The organism is Variovorax paradoxus, from assembly GCF_022009635.1.
Taxonomy (GTDB): Bacteria; Pseudomonadota; Gammaproteobacteria; order Burkholderiales; family Burkholderiaceae_C; genus Variovorax.
The window spans coordinates 6,741,689-6,757,264 of the sequence record NZ_CP091716.1; the positions used below are offsets into that span (position 1 = coordinate 6,741,689).

Here is a 15,576-nt window from a genome sequence, read left to right on the forward strand (position 1 = left end):
GCGTCAAAACGGGGGAAAGAGTGAATGGGCGGGCGTAAAGAAAGCGTAAAAACGCGGTGAGGTCCAGTGCGCCGCGACGGCTCAGTACTTGAAGCCCGGGATCGGCACCGGATTGCAGTCCGGCGCATCCGTCGGGTTCAGCTGGACAACGGCATAGTTTCCATTCGATCGGACATATGCCGCTGGGTAGGCATGCGAGCTGGTGTGAACCGGCAAACCGTCATGAAGGCTGCGCAGGGCGCGGGTGGCGACCTCGGCCCGATGCCTCGCGAGTTCCTTGCCGCCCTGCGTCACCCCAACAGCCACGCCTTCCACATCTGCATCTTGATACCGGAACCAGCCCCGGGCTTCAGCGAGCCAGTTCGCCAATCGCGCAATCTGCTTCGATTCAAGTTGTGCGGAGCCCTCGGGAAACTCCAGCGTGATCTGAATCACGCGCGAGCACGCCTGAGCACTGCCGCCACAAGCCAGCAGCAGCGCCAAAACCAGCGCTGTCGGCCTAGTCTCCGTAGAGCACATAACCCGTGATGCTGTCCGCATTGGCCCGCGCTTCGCTTGGCCGCGAGGCCAGGCCCAGGCTGTGTCGCATGTGGCCGACCGTGTCGTTCGAAGAAAAGGTGTCATCGAAATGAGTCACTTCGTGGATGAGCGTGCTGAGCTGGGAATCGGTCGAGTAGGCGACGCGGGGAATGCTACAGAACTCAAGGGCAATGCCGATGGTGTGCGTCTTGACGTCAGGCTTGCAGACTTCGGCGACGAGGCCCACCTTGTTGCCAGACGGCGTGCATCCGACATTCCGCATGAGCTGCTCCGAATAGCGCACGAAGTTGTCGCAAGAGAGGCGCTTCAGGACATGGACGCAGCCTGCAAGGCCTGATTGCAGGTACTGCCGTAGCGGTTCATCGCTTGCGCCGAACCATGTGGCAACGCGCTGCTGCTCAGGCCTGCCCCACCTTCCCAGATCCTTCAGTCGCACACCGATCAATTCGATCGCCTGATTGCGCAGCCCCATCACAAGCGTGCAGAACTCCTTGTTCGTCATGTTCGGACAGATGTTCTCCGTCTGCTCGGCCTCCGGCGGATGCTCCACGAGGTCATCGACCAGTTTCTTGCTCGCGGCAACAGTCGTCGTATCGCCAACGAACCAACCCGGCAGCGCGGCGAAGCTCGAATTGAAATCGCCCACGGCACCAGCCAACGCGTCATCGCAGGTCGGCGCGTGCCGCAACCTGGAAACCAGCGGAGGCGGAACCGGGCAGTGGCAAACCACCACATCCCCTTCAAGCGCGATCTCGACGCCGTGAAACCATCCCCGGCGAGGTCCGCCGGCCTTGGCGATGATTCCGACGCTGTTGCAGCCTTCGCAATAGGCGCGCCCGCCGATCAGCGCGAGGCGATGCCCGAAGACGTCCGACATGGGGCCGCCATAAGGCAATACCGCTCCGCCTTGCGCGGGCGGATCGCCCACGACGAGTTTTCGCATCATCCCGAAGCTCTCCAGAGTGAGGATGGCGACTTGTACGTGGGCCATGTGATGCCAGTGCTAACCGCCGAAATGGACATCGGCGGAGCGACGAATTCTTCACGCCCCGTGCCGGTTTCCGCAGCGGCAAGACACCGAAAGCCAATGCGGCGCTGTCACAACCAGACCGCCCGCCGCGTCTTCAGGTCTGCGGGACTTCCCCCGCGCCATTCCTGGAGAACCCGACATGCACAGCAGCAGAAGCCTCGCCCGAATAGCCCCTGTCTATGACGGCCATTGCCACGCCTTCATCGACAGGCGGCGGGCCCCGTCAAATAATCAAAGCACATTCTTTGATTAATAATGGACGTCGTCATGAACAAGCAATCAAGGGTCTGGCTGGGTGCCAGCCTTGCGACATTGGTACTGGGGGGTGCCGGCTTCGGGCTCGCCATGAAGCTCAGGCCGGCGCATGCGGAGGGCGGCGGCATGCCGCCGGCAAAGGTGGCGGTGGCCACCGCGCAGAAGACGCAGGTGGCGCGCTTTCTCAGCGGCATCGGCACGCTGGAGGCCAACCGGCAGGTGGAGGTGCCGGCCGAGGTGGAGGGCCGGGTCGCGAAGATCCTCTTCACGCCGGGCGGCGAAGTGCGCGCGGGGCAGTTGCTGGTGCAGCTCAATGACGCACCCGAGCAGGGCGACATGGAGCGCCTGACGGCCCAGCGCGCCAATGCGAAGGCGCTGCTGGAACGCACGCGCCGGCTGCTGCCGCAGCAGGCCGCCACGCAGGAGCAGCTCGAACAGGCACAGGCCGCCTTCGACCAGGCCAGCGGCGACCTGCGGCGCGCACAGGCCGTGCTCGAGCAGAAGCGCATCAAGGCGCCGTTCGACGGCGTGCTCGGCATCCGCCGCGTCAACCTCGGCCAGTTCGTGCGGGCCGGCGACGCGCTGGTGTCGCTCACCGACAGCCGCACGCTGTTCGCCAACCTCACGCTGCCCGAAACCGCCCTGCCCGTGCTCAAGCGCAACCAGCAGGTGGCGCTTTCGGTCGATGCGTATCCGGGCCGGGTGTTCCAGGGCCGGCTGAGCACCATCGAGCCGCAGATCGGCAGCGACACGCGCACCGTGCGGCTGCAGGCCACCATCGACAACGCCGACGGCGCCCTCACGCCGGGCATGTTCGTCAACGGCAAGGTCGCGCTGCCGGCGCGGCCCGACGCCATCACGGTGCCCGAGACCGCCATCACCTACAGCACGCATGGCGACTCGGTCTTCGTGGTGCGCCCCGCCGAGAAGGGCGACGGCTTCACCGCGCAGCAGGTGTTCGTGAAGGCCGGCGAGCGGCAGGACGGGCTGGTCGTGATCGAGAACGGCCTGGCGCCCGGCGATAAGGTCGTCACCTCCGGCCAGTTGCGCCTGTACACCGGCGCGGCCGTGATGCCCACGGCCAAGGACACGCTGGCCCTCGCGCAGGAAGCCAGGCCATGAAGTTCACCGACCTCTTCGTGCGCCGGCCCGTGCTGGCGCTGGTGGTGAGCACGCTCATCCTGCTGCTGGGCGCGCGCGCGCTGGGCGACCTGCCGGTGCGGCAATACCCGCTGACCGAGAGCACCACGCTCACCATCACCACGCAGTACCCCGGCGCTTCGCCGGAACTGATGCAGGGCTTCGTCACGCAGCCGATCGCGCAGGCGGTGGCAACCATCGAGAACGTCGACTACCTGTCTTCGTCTTCCACGCTGGGCCGCAGCGTGATCAGCGTGCGCATGAAGCTCAACGCCGACGCCAACCAGGCGCTCACCCAGGCCATGGCGCAGATCAGCCAGGTGAAGTACCGGCTGCCGGCCGAAGCCTTCGACCCGGTGATCCTCAAGTCGTCGGGCGAGGCCACGGCCGTGGCCTACGTGGGCTTTTCGAGCAAGACGATGCCCATGCCGGCGCTCACCGATTACCTTTCGCGCGTGGTGCAGCCGCAGTTCGCGTCGATCACCGGCGTCTCCGGCGTCGAGGTGTCGGGCGGGCAGACACTGGCGATGCGCGTGTGGCTCGACCCCAACCGCATGGCCGCGCGCGGCATCTCGGCCGGCGAGCTGGCTGACGCGCTGCGCCAGAACAACGTGCAGGCCGCGCCCGGGCAGGTGAAGGGCCTGTACGTGGTGTCGAACATCCGCGTGAACACCGACCTGGTGAACGTGGCCGAGTTCCGCGACATGGTGGTCAAGCGTGACGGCGACGCCATCGTGCGCCTGGGCGACGTGGCCACGGTAGAACTCGGAGCCGCCAGCGCCGACAGCAGCGCCACCATGGACGGCGTGCCCGCCATCTACCTCGGCCTGCAGGCCGCGCCCAACGGCAACCCGCTGGTGATCGTCAAGCGCATCCGCGAACTGCTGCCCGGCATCAAGCAGAACCTGCCGCCGGGCGTGGAGGTGCAACTGCCCTTCGAGCTGGCGCGCTTCATCGAGGCATCGATCGACGAGGTGCAGAAGACGCTGCTCGAAGCCATCGCCATCGTGGTGATCGTGATCTTCCTGTGCCTAGGTTCGGTCCGCGCGGTGCTGATTCCGGTGGTGACCATTCCGCTGTCGATGCTGGGCGCCGCCGCGCTGATGCTGCTGTTCGGCTTCAGCATCAACCTGCTGACCCTGCTGGCGATGGTGCTGGCCATCGGGCTGGTGGTGGACGACGCCATCGTGGTGGTGGAGAACGTGCACCGCCACATCGAGGAAGGCAAGTCGCGCGTGCAGGCCGCGCTGATCGGCGCGCGCGAAGTGGCCGGCCCGGTGATCGCCATGACGCTCACGCTGGCAGCGGTGTACGCGCCCATCGGGCTCATGGGCGGGCTCACCGGTTCGCTCTTCAAGGAATTCGCCTTCACGCTGGCGGGCGCGGTGGTGGTGTCGGGCGTGATCGCGCTCACGCTGTCGCCGGTGATGAGCTCTTTCCTGCTGCCGCAGGACACCACGGGCAGCCGCATGGCGCGCGCGGCCGAGGCGTTCTTCCACAAGCTCGCCACCGGCTACGGCCGGCTGCTCGACGTGTCGCTGCACCACCGCTGGGTGACCGGCGTGTTCGCGGCGCTGGTGCTGGCGAGCCTTCCCTTTCTCTACAACTCGGCGCAGCGCGAGCTGGCCCCGGGCGAGGACCAGGCCATGGTGCTCACGGCCATCAAGTCGCCGCAGCACGCCAACATCGACTACGTCGAGAAGTTCGGCAAGAAGTGGGACGAGGTGTTCGCCGCGCTGCCCGAGAACACCGGCCGCTGGCTCATCAACGGCTCGGACGGCGTGTCGAACAGCATCGGCGGCGTGCAGCTTTCGGACTGGAAGGACCGCAAGCGCAACGCCGACCAGATCCAGGGCGACACGCAGGGCCGCATGAACGACGTGGAAGGCAGCAGCGTCTTCGCGTTCCAGCTGCCCTCGCTGCCGGGCTCGACCGGCGGGCTGCCGGTGCAGATGGTGATCCGCAGCGCGGCCGACCACCGCACCGTGTTCGAGGCCATGGAGGCGCTGAAGAAGTCGGCGCGCGACAGCGGCAAGTTCATCGTGGTCGACAGCGACCTGGAGTTCAACAACCCCACGGTGGAGATCCGCGTGGACCGCGCCAAGGCCAACAGCCTGGGCGTGACGATGAAGTCCATCGGCGACACGCTGGCGGTGCTGGTGGGCGAGAACTACGTCAACCGCTTCGGCATGGACGGCCGCTCCTACGACGTGATTCCGCAGTCGCCGCGCGAGCAGCGGCTGACGGCCGAGGCGCTCTCGCGCTATTTCGTGAAGAGCGCGAGCGGCCAGCCCGTGCCGCTGGCCAACCTGGTGCAGCTGTCGACCAGCGTGGGCCCCAACAAGCTCACGCAGTTCAACCAGCTCAACGCCTCCACCTTCCAGGCGATTCCGGCGCCGGGCGTGACCATGGGCGACGCGGTGGCCTTCCTGAGCGAAGAGGCGAAGAAGCTGCCGGCCGGCTTCAGCTACGACTGGCAGTCGGACGCGCGGCAGTTCACGCAGGAGGGCTCGGCGCTGGTGATGGCCTTCGTGTTCGCCATCGTCGTCATCTACCTGGTGCTGGCGGCGCAGTACGAGAGCCTGCGCGACCCGCTGATCATCCTGATCAGCGTGCCGATGTCGATCTGCGGCGCGCTGGTGCCGCTGGCGCTGGGCTTCGGCACCATCAACATCTACACGCAGATCGGGCTGGTGACGCTGATCGGGCTCATCAGCAAGCACGGCATCCTGATGGTGGAGTTCGCCAACGAGATCCAGATGAACAAGGGCCTGGACCGGCGCGCATCGATCGAGGAAGCGGCGCGCATCCGGCTGCGCCCGATCCTGATGACCACGGCCGCGATGGTGGTGGGCCTGGTGCCGCTGCTGTTCGCGAGCGGCGCGGGCGCCAACAGCCGATTCAGCATCGGGCTGGTGATCGTGGTCGGCATGCTGGTGGGCACGCTGTTCACGCTGTTCGTGCTGCCCACCATGTACACGCTGCTGGCGCGCGACCACCGCGCCGCGGGCCGCTCGCAGCGCGCGGCCGAACTCGAAGCACTGGCCGAAGGAGCATGACCATGAGCCGACTCTTTTCATACGCCGCGCCCTTCGCGTTGAGCCTGCTGGTGCTGGCCGGTTGCGCGGTCGGGCCGAAGTACACCGCGCCCTCGGACGCACCCGTCGCCATTTCGGCGCCCGAGCGCTCGCTGTTCGCCGGCGACGCGGTGCAGCGCGACTGGTGGCGCCAGCTCGACGATCCGCAGCTCGATGCGCTGATCGACCGCGCGCTGGCCGAAAACCACGAGATCCGCATCGCGCAGGCCCGGCTGCTCGAAGCCCGCGCCACGCAGACGGAGGCGGAGCTCGACCGGCTGCCGGTGGTCACGGCCAGCGCGAGCAAGACGCGCGGCATCGCGCAGGGCAACGACGGCCTGCAGCCCGACGTGCGTTCGCTGTCGCAGAGCAGCCGCGCGGGCTTCGATGCCTCGTGGGAAATCGACCTGTTCGGCCGCCTGAAGCGGCTCGACGAGGCGGCCACCGCGCGCGCCGAGGCCAGCGCGGCCGACCTGGAGCAGGTGCGCATCGTGGCCGTGGCCGAGCTGGCACGCAACTACTACGAGATGCGCGGCGCCGAGCAGCGCATTGCCGTGACGCGCCGCACGCTCGACAGCCTGCGCCAAAGCCTGCGCGTGACCGAGGCGCAGGTGCGGACCGGCCGCGGCCTCGAAGGCGACCTGGCGAGCGCGCAAGCCAACCTGGCGACCACCGAGAGCCAGCTGCCCGCACTGGAGACAGCGCGCCGCCAATCGGCCTATCGTGTCGCGGTGCTGGCCGGCCTGCGCCCCGCCGAGCTGGAACCGATGCTGCGGCCCCAGCCGCTGCGCGTGCTCGACAAGCGCCTGCCCATCGGCGACATGGCCGACCTGCTGCGCCGCCGCCCCGACGTGCTGCGCGCCGAGCGCGGCCTCGCGGCCAGCACGGCGGACGTGGGCGCGGTCACGGCCGAGCTGTATCCGCGCTTCGACATCGGCGGCTTCCTGGGCTTCATCGCCCTGCGCGGCTCCGACCTGGGAAGCTCTTCGAGCCGGGCCTTCAGTGTGACGCCGGGCGTGAGCTGGCCCGCCCTGCGGCTGGGCTCGGTGAAGGCCCGTGTGCGCGGCGCGGAAGCCCGTGCCCAGGGCGACCGCGCGCTCTACGAGCAGACCGTACTGCGCGCCATCGAGGACGTCGAAGGCGCCCTCACGGGCTATGGCCAGAACCAGCTGCGGCTGCAGCGGCTGGTGGAAGCATCGGCGCGCAGCGGCCGCGCCGCCGAACTGGCCGAGGTGCGCTACCGCGAAGGGGCCGCGCCCTACCTGAGCGTGCTCGACGCGCAGCGCACCCTGCTGCGCGCGCAGGATGCCGTGGCGGAGGCCGAGACCGCTTCGTACACCAGCCTCGTCGCGCTCTACAAGGCGCTGGGCGGCGGCTGGCAAGCACCTGCCGCGGCAGGGGGAGTGCCAACCACCTGACAATGGGCCCGTTTTCCTCCACGACTGAACTCGCCATGTCCGCCCCAGATGTCGCCAAGCCCACCTGGATGCCGCACCAGCCGGCAGACCGCATCCTCTCGACGCTGAAGACCCGCGGCGCGCTCGGCATTCCCGACATCGCCAAGGTGCTGAACGTCACGGTGGAGGCGGTGCGCCAGCAGATGGCCAAGCTGGAGGCCGACGGGCTGGTCGACGCCGAGAGCCGCTCCGGCGGCCGCGGCCGGCCCACGCAGATCTGGCGGCTCACCGGGGAGGGCCACAAGCGCTTTCCCGACACGCATGCCGAGATGACGGTGCAGATGATCAGCGCCGTCATCAGCGTGTTCGGCGAAAAGGGCATGGACCAGCTCATCACCGCGCGCGAGGCCACCATGCGCGCCAACTACACCCAGGCCATGCGCGGCGCGCGCAGCCTGAAGACGCGGCTCGAGCGGCTCGCGGAAATCCGCAGCCGCGAAGGCTACATGGCCGAGTTCCGGCCCGAAGACGAAGAAGGCCAGGGCAACGGCTGGCTCTTCATAGAGAACCATTGCCCCATCTGCACGGCGGCGCAGGCCTGCAGCGGCTTCTGCCGCAGCGAGCTGCAGCTCTTCGACGAAGTGCTGGGCCCCGACGTGACCGTGAGCCGCGTCGAGCATGTGCTCGCGGGCGCGCGGCGCTGCGCCTACCGGGTCGTGCCCAAGCCGGGTGCGTTGCCGGCCGGCGAATGAATCCGTTTTTCTTTTTTCAACAACCACAAAGGTAATCACGATGGAACACAAGCTCCCACCCCTGCCCTACGCCCTGGACGCGCTGGCACCCGAGTACTCGCAAGAAACGCTGGAGTACCACTACGGCAAGCACCACAACGCCTACGTGGTGAACCTCAACAACCTGCAAAAGGGCACCGAATTCGAAGCGATGACGCTCGAAGAGATCGTCAAGAAATCCAGCGGCGGCATCTACAACAACGCCGCGCAGATCTGGAACCACACCTTCTTCTGGAACTGCATGAAGCCCCAGGGCGGCGGCGCACCCAGCGGCGCGCTGGCCAAGGCCATCGAAGCCAAGTGGGGCAGCTACGACGCCTTCAAGGAAGCCTTCGTGAAGTCGGCCGTGGGCAACTTCGGCTCGGGCTGGACCTGGCTGGTGAAGAAGGCCGACGGTTCGGTGGACATCGTGAACACCGGCGCCGCCGGCACGCCGCTGACGACCGCGGACACCGCGCTGCTGACCGTGGACGTCTGGGAACACGCCTACTACATCGACTACCGCAACCTGCGTCCGAAGTTCGTCGAGACCTTCCTGGCCAAGCTGGCCAACTGGGACTTCGCCGAAAAGAACTTCGGCTGAAAAAACACCGGCTGGCCGCTCAGCCGTTGATGAGGTTCAGGATGTTCCCGTCGGGGTCCTTGAACCACGCGACCTTCATGTCGCCCATGACGTGGAGGTCGCCTTCGAGTTTCGTGTCGGGCATGTCGTAGTGCTCGAAACGCACGCCCTTGGCCTTGAGCGCGGCCACGAGGCGCCCGATGTCGTCGCCCACCTGCCAGGTCACGGCCGTAGCCTGGTTGGTGCCAGCGAACGACGAGCGGTACACGTTGATGCGCGTGCCGCCGCTGCGGTAGACGATCACTTCCTCGCCTTCCGCGTCGACCTGCGCGAGGCCCAGCGTGCCTTCGTAGAAGCGGCGGGCCACGGCGAGGTCCTTGACCGCGAGGTTGGCCACGGCGTCGATGTTTCCGAGCATGGGTGTCTCCTTTTTCGAAAATACTCAACCAGGCGGTGCAGTATTTGCCTCGCCCCGCCCCCTGTCAAGCCAGCGCGAGCCGATACGGGCCCCATCGCGAATCGCGAAAACCCCGGCGCACCGCTTCCGGCACACTGCACCCTCGGTGCAGTGAAGACAACGCGACTGCAACCCCGACACGCTCCCCACAAAGAGACAACCATGATCCGCAGACACCTCGGCACGCTGGCCATCGCGCTCGCACTCCCGCTGGCCTTCACGGCCCCCCTCGCCCACGCGCAGAACGCGGCGGCCTACCCCGCCAAGCCCGTGCGCATGATCGTGCCCTTCCCGCCCGGCGGCGGCACCGACATCCTGGCGCGCCTGGTCGCGCAGAAGCTCACCGAGGTGAACCACTGGACCGTGGTGCCCGACAACCGCGCCGGCGCCGGCGGCACCATCGGCATCGCCGAGGCCGCGCGCGCCGCGCCCACGGGCTACGACATCGTGATGGGCCAGAAGGACAACATGGTCGTCGCGCCCTGGCTCTACAAGAACCTGAGCTACAACCCGGTGAAGGACCTCACGGCCGTGGCCCACGTGGCCTACACGCCGGTGGTGATCGTCACGCAGGCCAACTCCAAGTTCAAGACGCTCGACGACGTGGTCAAGGCCGCGCGCGCCGCGCCCGACACCATCACCTACGGCTCGCCCGGCAACGGCACCACCATCCACCTGGCCGGCGAGATCTTCAACGGCGCGGCCAAGATCAAGATGCGCCACGTGCCCTACAAGGGCTCCAACGCGGCCATGATGGACGTGCTGGCGGGCAACGTCGACCTGATGGTGTCGTCGGTGCCTTCGGCCATGGCGCAGATCAAGGCCGGCAAGCTGCGGCCGCTGGCGGTCACCTCGGCCAAGCGCAGCACCTCGCTGCCCGACACGCCCACCGTGGCCGAGCTGGGCTACAAGGACTTCGACGTGAGCACCTGGTATGGCCTGTTCGTGCCGGCCGGCACGCCCAAGGAAGTGGTGGCCACGCTCAATGCCGAAGTCAACAAGCTGCTGGCCACGCCTGAAATGAACGCGGCCATCATCGCCCAAGGGGCAGAGCCGCAGAGCATGACGCCCGAGCAGTTCGGCAAGCTGCTGAAGACCGACTACGAGAAGTGGAAGAGCATCGTGCAAGCCTCGGGCGCGACAATCGAATAAGCCTGCGCACCGCAGAATGGTGTCTCCAGAACAAGCCGCAACGACGGCATGGAGACACCGATGGTTCCTTCCCTTTCCCTGAAGACGGCCGCTCTCGCGGCGGCTGTAGCCCTCGTGCAGGGCTGCGCGCAGACACCGGCCGCGCAGAAGCCTTCAGACGCGACCGTCGCCGCCCACGTCGCGGCGGCCACGCAGGCCGCGGGCTCCGACCTGGGGCCGCTGCTTTCGCTGTGCAAGCCCGCCCCCGCCACGCGCCCGCCGCAGGAAGAGCTCGACAAGGGCCTCCCCCTGCTCATCAACAAGCCCGCGCCGCCGCCCGCCAAGGCCTTCGACAACCTGTACTTCGTGGGTGCCGACTGGGTCAGCGCCTGGGCCGTGAAGACCTCGGACGGCATCATCCTCATCGATGCGCTCAACAACCAGGTGGAAGCCGCCGCGCTCATCGAGGGTGGCATGCGCAAGCTGGGCCTGGACCCGGCGCAGATCAAGTACGTGATCGTCACGCACGGCCACGGCGACCACTATGGCGGCGCGCCCTACCTCGCGCAGAAGTACCGCGCGCGGGTCGTCATGAGCGATCTCGACTGGCGCATGACCGAGACGAAGCTGGAGTTCGCCACGCCGATCTGGGGCGCGCCGCCCAAGCGCGACATCTCGGTGAAGGACGGCGACCGCGTCACCCTGGGCGACACCACCGTCACGCTGTACCTCACGCCGGGCCACACCATGGGCACGCTCTCGCCGGTGTTCGACGTGAGCGAGAACGGCAGGAAGCACCGCGCCATGCTCTGGGGCGGCACGGGCTTCAACTTCGGCAAGGACGTGCCGCGGCTGGACAGCTACATCGCGTCCACGAAGCGCATGGACTCGCTGGTGAAGGCGCAGAACATCGACGTGATGCTGTCGAACCACTCGAACGTCGACAGCTCGCAAGCCAAGATGGCGGCGCTGCGCCAGCAGCCGGCGGGCGCGGCGAACCCCTTCGTGATGGGCACGCCGACGGTGGAGCGGGCGCTGAGCGTGATGGGGGAGTGCGCGCAGGCGCAGCGGGACAGGTTTGCGATGCAGTGAGCACGGCCGCATTGCTCCTTCCCCCTCTGGGGGAAGGTTGGGATGGGGGCAGTCGGCATCAAACAGGCTGACTGCAATCGATACGCCGCCGTGCCCCCCCCCTGCCCTCCCCCAGCGGGGGAGGGAGAAATACCGGGGACTCAGTCCGGCACGAACTTGCTGTTGAAGATGGCCACGTCCCCCGCATCCTCGAACGTCGCCACCTGCCCCATCTTCCCGTCGCTCATCCTGCAGGCCGAGAACAGGCTGTAGCGCCCCTTGAAGTAGAACTCGTCCATCACGATCAGCGCGTACGGGTACGGCACGAAGACCTGGTGCTCGAAGACGATGCGGTGCACGTTCCTCGGCGAGGGGAAGAGCTTGTATTCGAGGGTGTCGATCGACTTGGCGGTGGCCATGGCTTGGGTGTCCCTGGTTTCAGGCCGGATCGCGCACATCGGCCACGGGCTTGGCGCCGAAGTCTTCGCGCGCCAGGTAGCCCAGCACCTTCGTGGCGGCGGCGGCCGGGCTGTCGAGCATGCCTTCGTTCTTCATCTTCTCGAAGCGCGTGCGGTCCGGGAACTTGTCGGCCGAGGCGCCGCGCAGCTGCACCTGCATGTCGGTGTCGATCACGCCGGGCGCGAGCGAGACGATGCGCGCGCCGTTCGGCGCATTCGCTTCCTCGAGCGCCACGGCGCGCGAGAAGTGGTCCATGCCCGCCTTGGCCGCGCAGTAGGGCGCCTGGCTGCCCATCGCGTTGCGGCCCAGGCCCGACGAGATGTTGAGCACCTTGCGCGTGCCGCGCCATTCGCGCGTCGCGCCCAGGAACGCGGCCGTGATCAGCATCGGCGCTTCCAGGCCGATGCGCAGCGCCAGCGACAGCTCGGCTTCCACGGCGCGCGACAGCGGCGCGGGGTTGCCGACGGTGCCGGCGTTGTTGATGAGCGTGACGCTGTCGAAGCGCTGCGCATCGACGGTCTTGAGCCATGCCGACACGCGCTCCGACGCGGCCACGGGGTCGGACAGGTCCTGCTCCCATTGCACGAGTTCGGCGCCGGCGGCCTTGGCGGCTTCGGCCAGCTCGGGCGACTGCTTGCGCGAAATGCCGAGCACCGTGTGGCCGGCCTGCAGCAGCTGTTCGGCCATGGCGCGGCCCAGGCCACGGGAGGCGCCGGTGATGAGGGTGAGGTGAGAGATGGACATGGGGATTGGGGTGGAGACAGAAAGTAAGCCGCAAGCTTAGGCGATGCGCGAAAGTCTGGCAGGCCCGCAGCTGACACAAAGCCGCCGCACCTCGTTCAATGGCGCGCCAGCAAATCGTCCTCGTCGATGGACATTTTTCCCCATCGATCACAAAATGTGGCATATGAAGGACAAAATCAGACTCCCTCTCGAGCTTGGACAAGCCATTCAGCGCGCGCGAAAAGAAGGCCGCATGAAGGCGACCGACATCGCCTCGCGGTCGGGCCGCGCGCGCAACGTCCTCTACCGCCTGGAACGAGGGGAAGACATCACCCTCGCCTCGCTTTTCGACATCCTGCGCGCCATGGATCTCACGATCCGCCTGGAACGACTGGGCATGCCGACGCTGGAGGAAGTCACGGAGCGCTTCGGACAGGACGACGACGATGCTTCCTGAAAAGATCAAGCAACTCGACGTCGAGATCGCCGGCGCGTCGGCCGGACAGTTGCTCAGGCACTCGGTCTACGAGTTCCGGTATCTCGACAGCCGTGCGGATCAGCCCTCGGTCGCGCTGCTCATGCCGCCGACCCGGCCGACCTATCAGGACGGCGACCTCTTCGCCGTCATGGATCAGAACCTGCCCGAAGGCGACCTGTATCTGCGCCTGCGGGCGATGTTTCCCAAACAGCAGCTCACCCCGATGCACCTGCTCGCGGTGGTCGGCTCCAACGGCATCGGGCGGCTGGGGTTCAGGCTGCCGGGGGCGCAGCCGCTCGCGGCGCCCCGGATCATCGACCGCAAGACCTTGCTAGGAACCCGCTACACGCCCGAGGTGTTCGACGAGCTGGTGCGGGCCTACCTGAGCACGGGCGCCGGCATTGCCGGCATGCAGCCGAAGATCATGGTGCCGGACCGGATCACCCTTGCGGTACCCACGATCATCGTGAAGGCCGCCGCACCGTCCTATCCGGGCCTGTCGGCCAACGAGTTCATGTGCCTGACGGCGGCACGCCACGCCGGCATCGAGACCCCCACCTTCGATCTCTCGGACGACGGGCATCTGCTGCTGGTCGACCGCTTCGACATCGCCGCGGACGGGTCCCGCATCGGCTTCGAGGACATCGCTGCGCTGATGAACCTTCGAGTGCGCGACATCCAATCCGACCGGAAGTACCACGGGAGCTACCAGCGCATCGCCGAGCTGATGCAATACCTTCAGCTGCCCAGCGAGAACCTCGCGCGCTTCTTCGAGCAGGTGGCATTCAGCATCATGGTGCGCAACGGCGATGGCCACCTCAAGAACTACGGCTTGCTCTACACCTCGGCGGCGGACTGCCGCCTGGCGCCGATGTTCGATGTGGTGACCACCGCGATCTACAAGTACACGCGCTATGAAGGCGGCCCAGAACTGGAAGACCGCACGCTGGCGCTCAAGCTCTTCGCCGGCAAGGGCCACACCAAGGCCTATCCGACCACCGAAGAATTGCTGCTGTTCGGCAGCAAGGTATGCGGGGTCGCGAAGCCCGCGCTCGTCCTTGCGCGAATCGCCGAGGGGATGCGCAAGACGCTGGACCAGGCGGGCAGTGACCAGCGAATCCCGAAGGGCTTGCTGGAAAAGATGCGGGACACGTGGACCGACGGGATGACCTACGCCACGTCGCGGTAGGTCGCTCGATACATCGGGTCCGCCCTAGCGGAACTGCTTGCGCAGGAAGTTGCGGTGCCGCACGATGTGCTGCAGCTGCGCCGGCGCGACGGTGCCGCCCAGGTCGACTTCGTCGGCGCCGTTGAGCACCGCATTGGCGTTGGCCATGGCGCGCGACACCACCTCTTCCTCGCTCACGCCGAGCTGCGCCGCCAGGTCGAGCGCCACGCGCCGCATGGCGCGCTGCGACAGCATCCACATGGCGCCGAAGCGGTCCCAGGCGAGCGCGGTTTCCTCGGCCTTCTCGCTGTCGGCGAGGATCTCGCCGAGCGGCTTGGCCAGCACCGCGTCGAGCGCCTCCAGCTTTTCGGACAGTTGCTCGTTGCGCGCGAGCGCCTCCTCGAGCGTCGGTCCGGTCTCTTCGGCCTTGGGCTTGCTCGAAGGCTCCGGCGGGGGAATGAACGCGGCCTCGGCGTTCGCGGGCACGATCTGGATCTGGTCTTTGAGGGTCATGGGGTTTCCGTTTCCGCGGAGGGTTGGCTGTTCTTCTTGTTCGACATCGCGGTCGCGCGCAGGCCCGGCAGGTCGAGCACGCGCAGGCCGCCGTACTCCACCCGGATCAACCCCTGCGCCGACAGGCCGTTGAGCGCCTCGTTCACCCGCTGGCGCGAGAGGCCCACCAGGTAGGCCAGCTCCTGCTGCGTGATTCGCAAGACCTCGCCCACGCCCGGGTACAGCACCGGGTTGAACAGCGACACCAGGTTGCGCGCCACGCGCGCGTCGGGGTTGTTGAGCCGGTCGATCTCCAGCGCCGCGATGAACTGGCCCAGCCGCTCGTTGAGCTGGTTCATCACGAAGCGGTTGAAGCCGATGGAGTGGTCCAGCAGCCAGTGGAAGCTCTCGGTCGGCAGGCCCGCGATGAGGCTGCGGCGCAGCGCCTGGATGTTGTAGCGGTAGGGCTCGCGCTTCATCACCGTGCCCTCGCCGAACCAGCCGCCGGGCGGCACGCCGGTGTAGGTGACCGAGCCGCCGTCGGCGTTGTCGTTGCTCATCTTGAGCAGGCCCTCGACCACGCCGAACCAGTAGGTGGGCGAGCGGCCGACGCGGCACACCAGATCGCCCGGCTCGGCCTCGCCGACCACCAGCGTGGCCTCGGCGCGGCGGCGCTCGGCGGGGGTGAGCGTGGGCAGCCAGGGAATGCCGTCGAGCTCGGCGGCGTTGGCCGGACGCACGCGGTCCTTGATCGAACCGCCGAGCACGTTGTTGTGGTTGAGGTTGCCGTGAGGCATCGGGAAAC

Annotated in this window: 16 protein-coding genes; 9 read left to right on the forward strand and 7 right to left on the reverse strand. The window is 67.4% G+C overall.

The window, feature by feature from the left end; all coding sequences use genetic code 11:
* Positions 1 to 81: 81 nt before the first annotated feature.
* Both L3V85_RS31600 and L3V85_RS31605 read right to left on the reverse strand, forming a co-directional pair.
* Positions 82 to 483, reverse strand: coding sequence for a hypothetical protein (locus L3V85_RS31600; protein WP_237676542.1), 402 nt, complete (start codon positions 481 to 483; stop codon positions 82 to 84).
* A 16-nt stretch (positions 484 to 499) separates the two neighbouring features.
* Positions 500 to 1,531 carry a M35 family metallo-endopeptidase gene (locus tag L3V85_RS31605; RefSeq protein ID WP_237676543.1) on the reverse strand — a complete coding sequence of 344 codons (1,032 nt, stop codon included), beginning with the start codon at positions 1,529 to 1,531 and terminating at the stop codon, positions 500 to 502.
* Positions 1,532 to 1,837: 306 nt separating this feature from the next.
* Here L3V85_RS31605 and L3V85_RS31610 point away from each other — a divergent pair, with 306 nt between their 5' ends.
* The 5 genes from L3V85_RS31610 to L3V85_RS31630 are packed head-to-tail and all read left to right on the forward strand — an operon-like array spanning position 1,838 to position 8,813.
* A complete protein-coding gene (locus tag L3V85_RS31610; RefSeq protein WP_237676544.1) occupies positions 1,838 to 2,947 on the forward strand; it encodes an efflux RND transporter periplasmic adaptor subunit in 1,110 nt (369 codons plus the stop codon).
* Positions 2,944 to 6,024, forward strand: coding sequence for a MexW/MexI family multidrug efflux RND transporter permease subunit (locus tag L3V85_RS31615; RefSeq protein ID WP_237676545.1), 3,081 nt, complete (start codon positions 2,944 to 2,946; stop codon positions 6,022 to 6,024). Before L3V85_RS31610 ends, L3V85_RS31615 begins: the two co-directional genes overlap by 4 nt.
* Positions 6,021 to 7,460, forward strand: a complete 1,440-nt coding sequence (locus L3V85_RS31620) for an efflux transporter outer membrane subunit (RefSeq protein WP_237676546.1) — start codon at positions 6,021 to 6,023, stop codon at positions 7,458 to 7,460. Before L3V85_RS31615 ends, L3V85_RS31620 begins: the two co-directional genes overlap by 4 nt.
* Positions 7,461 to 7,495: 35 nt before the next feature.
* The gene (locus tag L3V85_RS31625; RefSeq protein ID WP_237676547.1) at positions 7,496 to 8,191 is read left to right on the forward strand and encodes a helix-turn-helix transcriptional regulator; all 696 of its coding nucleotides are present in this window, start codon (positions 7,496 to 7,498) and stop codon (positions 8,189 to 8,191) included.
* 40 nt (positions 8,192 to 8,231) lie between these two features.
* A complete protein-coding gene (locus tag L3V85_RS31630; RefSeq protein WP_237676548.1) occupies positions 8,232 to 8,813 on the forward strand; it encodes a superoxide dismutase in 582 nt (193 codons plus the stop codon).
* A 19-nt stretch (positions 8,814 to 8,832) separates the two neighbouring features.
* On the opposite strand, the gene L3V85_RS31635 is transcribed toward L3V85_RS31630, so the two are convergent.
* Positions 8,833 to 9,210 (reverse strand): VOC family protein, encoded by a 378-nt coding sequence (locus L3V85_RS31635; protein ID WP_237676549.1) that lies wholly within the window; start codon positions 9,208 to 9,210, stop codon positions 8,833 to 8,835.
* A gap of 201 nt (positions 9,211 to 9,411) precedes the next feature.
* On the opposite strand from L3V85_RS31635, the gene L3V85_RS31640 reads away from it, so the two are divergent.
* Together L3V85_RS31640 and L3V85_RS31645 are read left to right on the forward strand one after the other, a co-directional pair.
* Positions 9,412 to 10,401, forward strand: coding sequence for a Bug family tripartite tricarboxylate transporter substrate binding protein (locus L3V85_RS31640; RefSeq protein ID WP_237676550.1), 990 nt, complete (start codon positions 9,412 to 9,414; stop codon positions 10,399 to 10,401).
* 60 nt (positions 10,402 to 10,461) lie between these two features.
* Positions 10,462 to 11,472 carry an MBL fold metallo-hydrolase gene (locus L3V85_RS31645; protein ID WP_237676551.1) on the forward strand — a complete coding sequence of 337 codons (1,011 nt, stop codon included), beginning with the start codon at positions 10,462 to 10,464 and terminating at the stop codon, positions 11,470 to 11,472.
* A gap of 140 nt (positions 11,473 to 11,612) precedes the next feature.
* Here L3V85_RS31645 and L3V85_RS31650 read toward each other — a convergent pair whose 3' ends face one another.
* Both L3V85_RS31650 and L3V85_RS31655 read right to left on the reverse strand, forming a co-directional pair.
* On the reverse strand, positions 11,613 to 11,870 hold the full coding sequence (locus L3V85_RS31650) for a hypothetical protein (protein WP_237676552.1): 258 nt from the start codon (positions 11,868 to 11,870) through the stop codon (positions 11,613 to 11,615).
* A gap of 19 nt (positions 11,871 to 11,889) precedes the next feature.
* Positions 11,890 to 12,654, reverse strand: coding sequence for an SDR family NAD(P)-dependent oxidoreductase (locus L3V85_RS31655; RefSeq protein ID WP_237676553.1), 765 nt, complete (start codon positions 12,652 to 12,654; stop codon positions 11,890 to 11,892).
* A gap of 232 nt (positions 12,655 to 12,886) precedes the next feature.
* Here L3V85_RS31655 and L3V85_RS31660 point away from each other — a divergent pair, with 232 nt between their 5' ends.
* The gene (locus L3V85_RS31660) at positions 12,887 to 13,090 is read left to right on the forward strand and encodes a transcriptional regulator (RefSeq protein WP_237676554.1); all 204 of its coding nucleotides are present in this window, start codon (positions 12,887 to 12,889) and stop codon (positions 13,088 to 13,090) included.
* Positions 13,080 to 14,300, forward strand: coding sequence for a type II toxin-antitoxin system HipA family toxin (locus L3V85_RS31665; RefSeq protein WP_237676555.1), 1,221 nt, complete (start codon positions 13,080 to 13,082; stop codon positions 14,298 to 14,300). Before L3V85_RS31660 ends, L3V85_RS31665 begins: the two co-directional genes overlap by 11 nt.
* Positions 14,301 to 14,324: 24 nt before the next feature.
* Here L3V85_RS31665 and L3V85_RS31670 read toward each other — a convergent pair whose 3' ends face one another.
* Both L3V85_RS31670 and L3V85_RS31675 read right to left on the reverse strand, forming a co-directional pair.
* Entirely contained in the window at positions 14,325 to 14,792 is a 468-nt protein-coding gene (locus L3V85_RS31670) for a hypothetical protein (protein WP_237676556.1), read from the reverse strand.
* The gene (locus L3V85_RS31675; protein ID WP_237676557.1) at positions 14,789 to 15,568 is read right to left on the reverse strand and encodes a Crp/Fnr family transcriptional regulator; all 780 of its coding nucleotides are present in this window, start codon (positions 15,566 to 15,568) and stop codon (positions 14,789 to 14,791) included. Before L3V85_RS31675 ends, L3V85_RS31670 begins: the two co-directional genes overlap by 4 nt.
* Between the last annotated feature and the right edge of the window lie 8 nt (positions 15,569 to 15,576).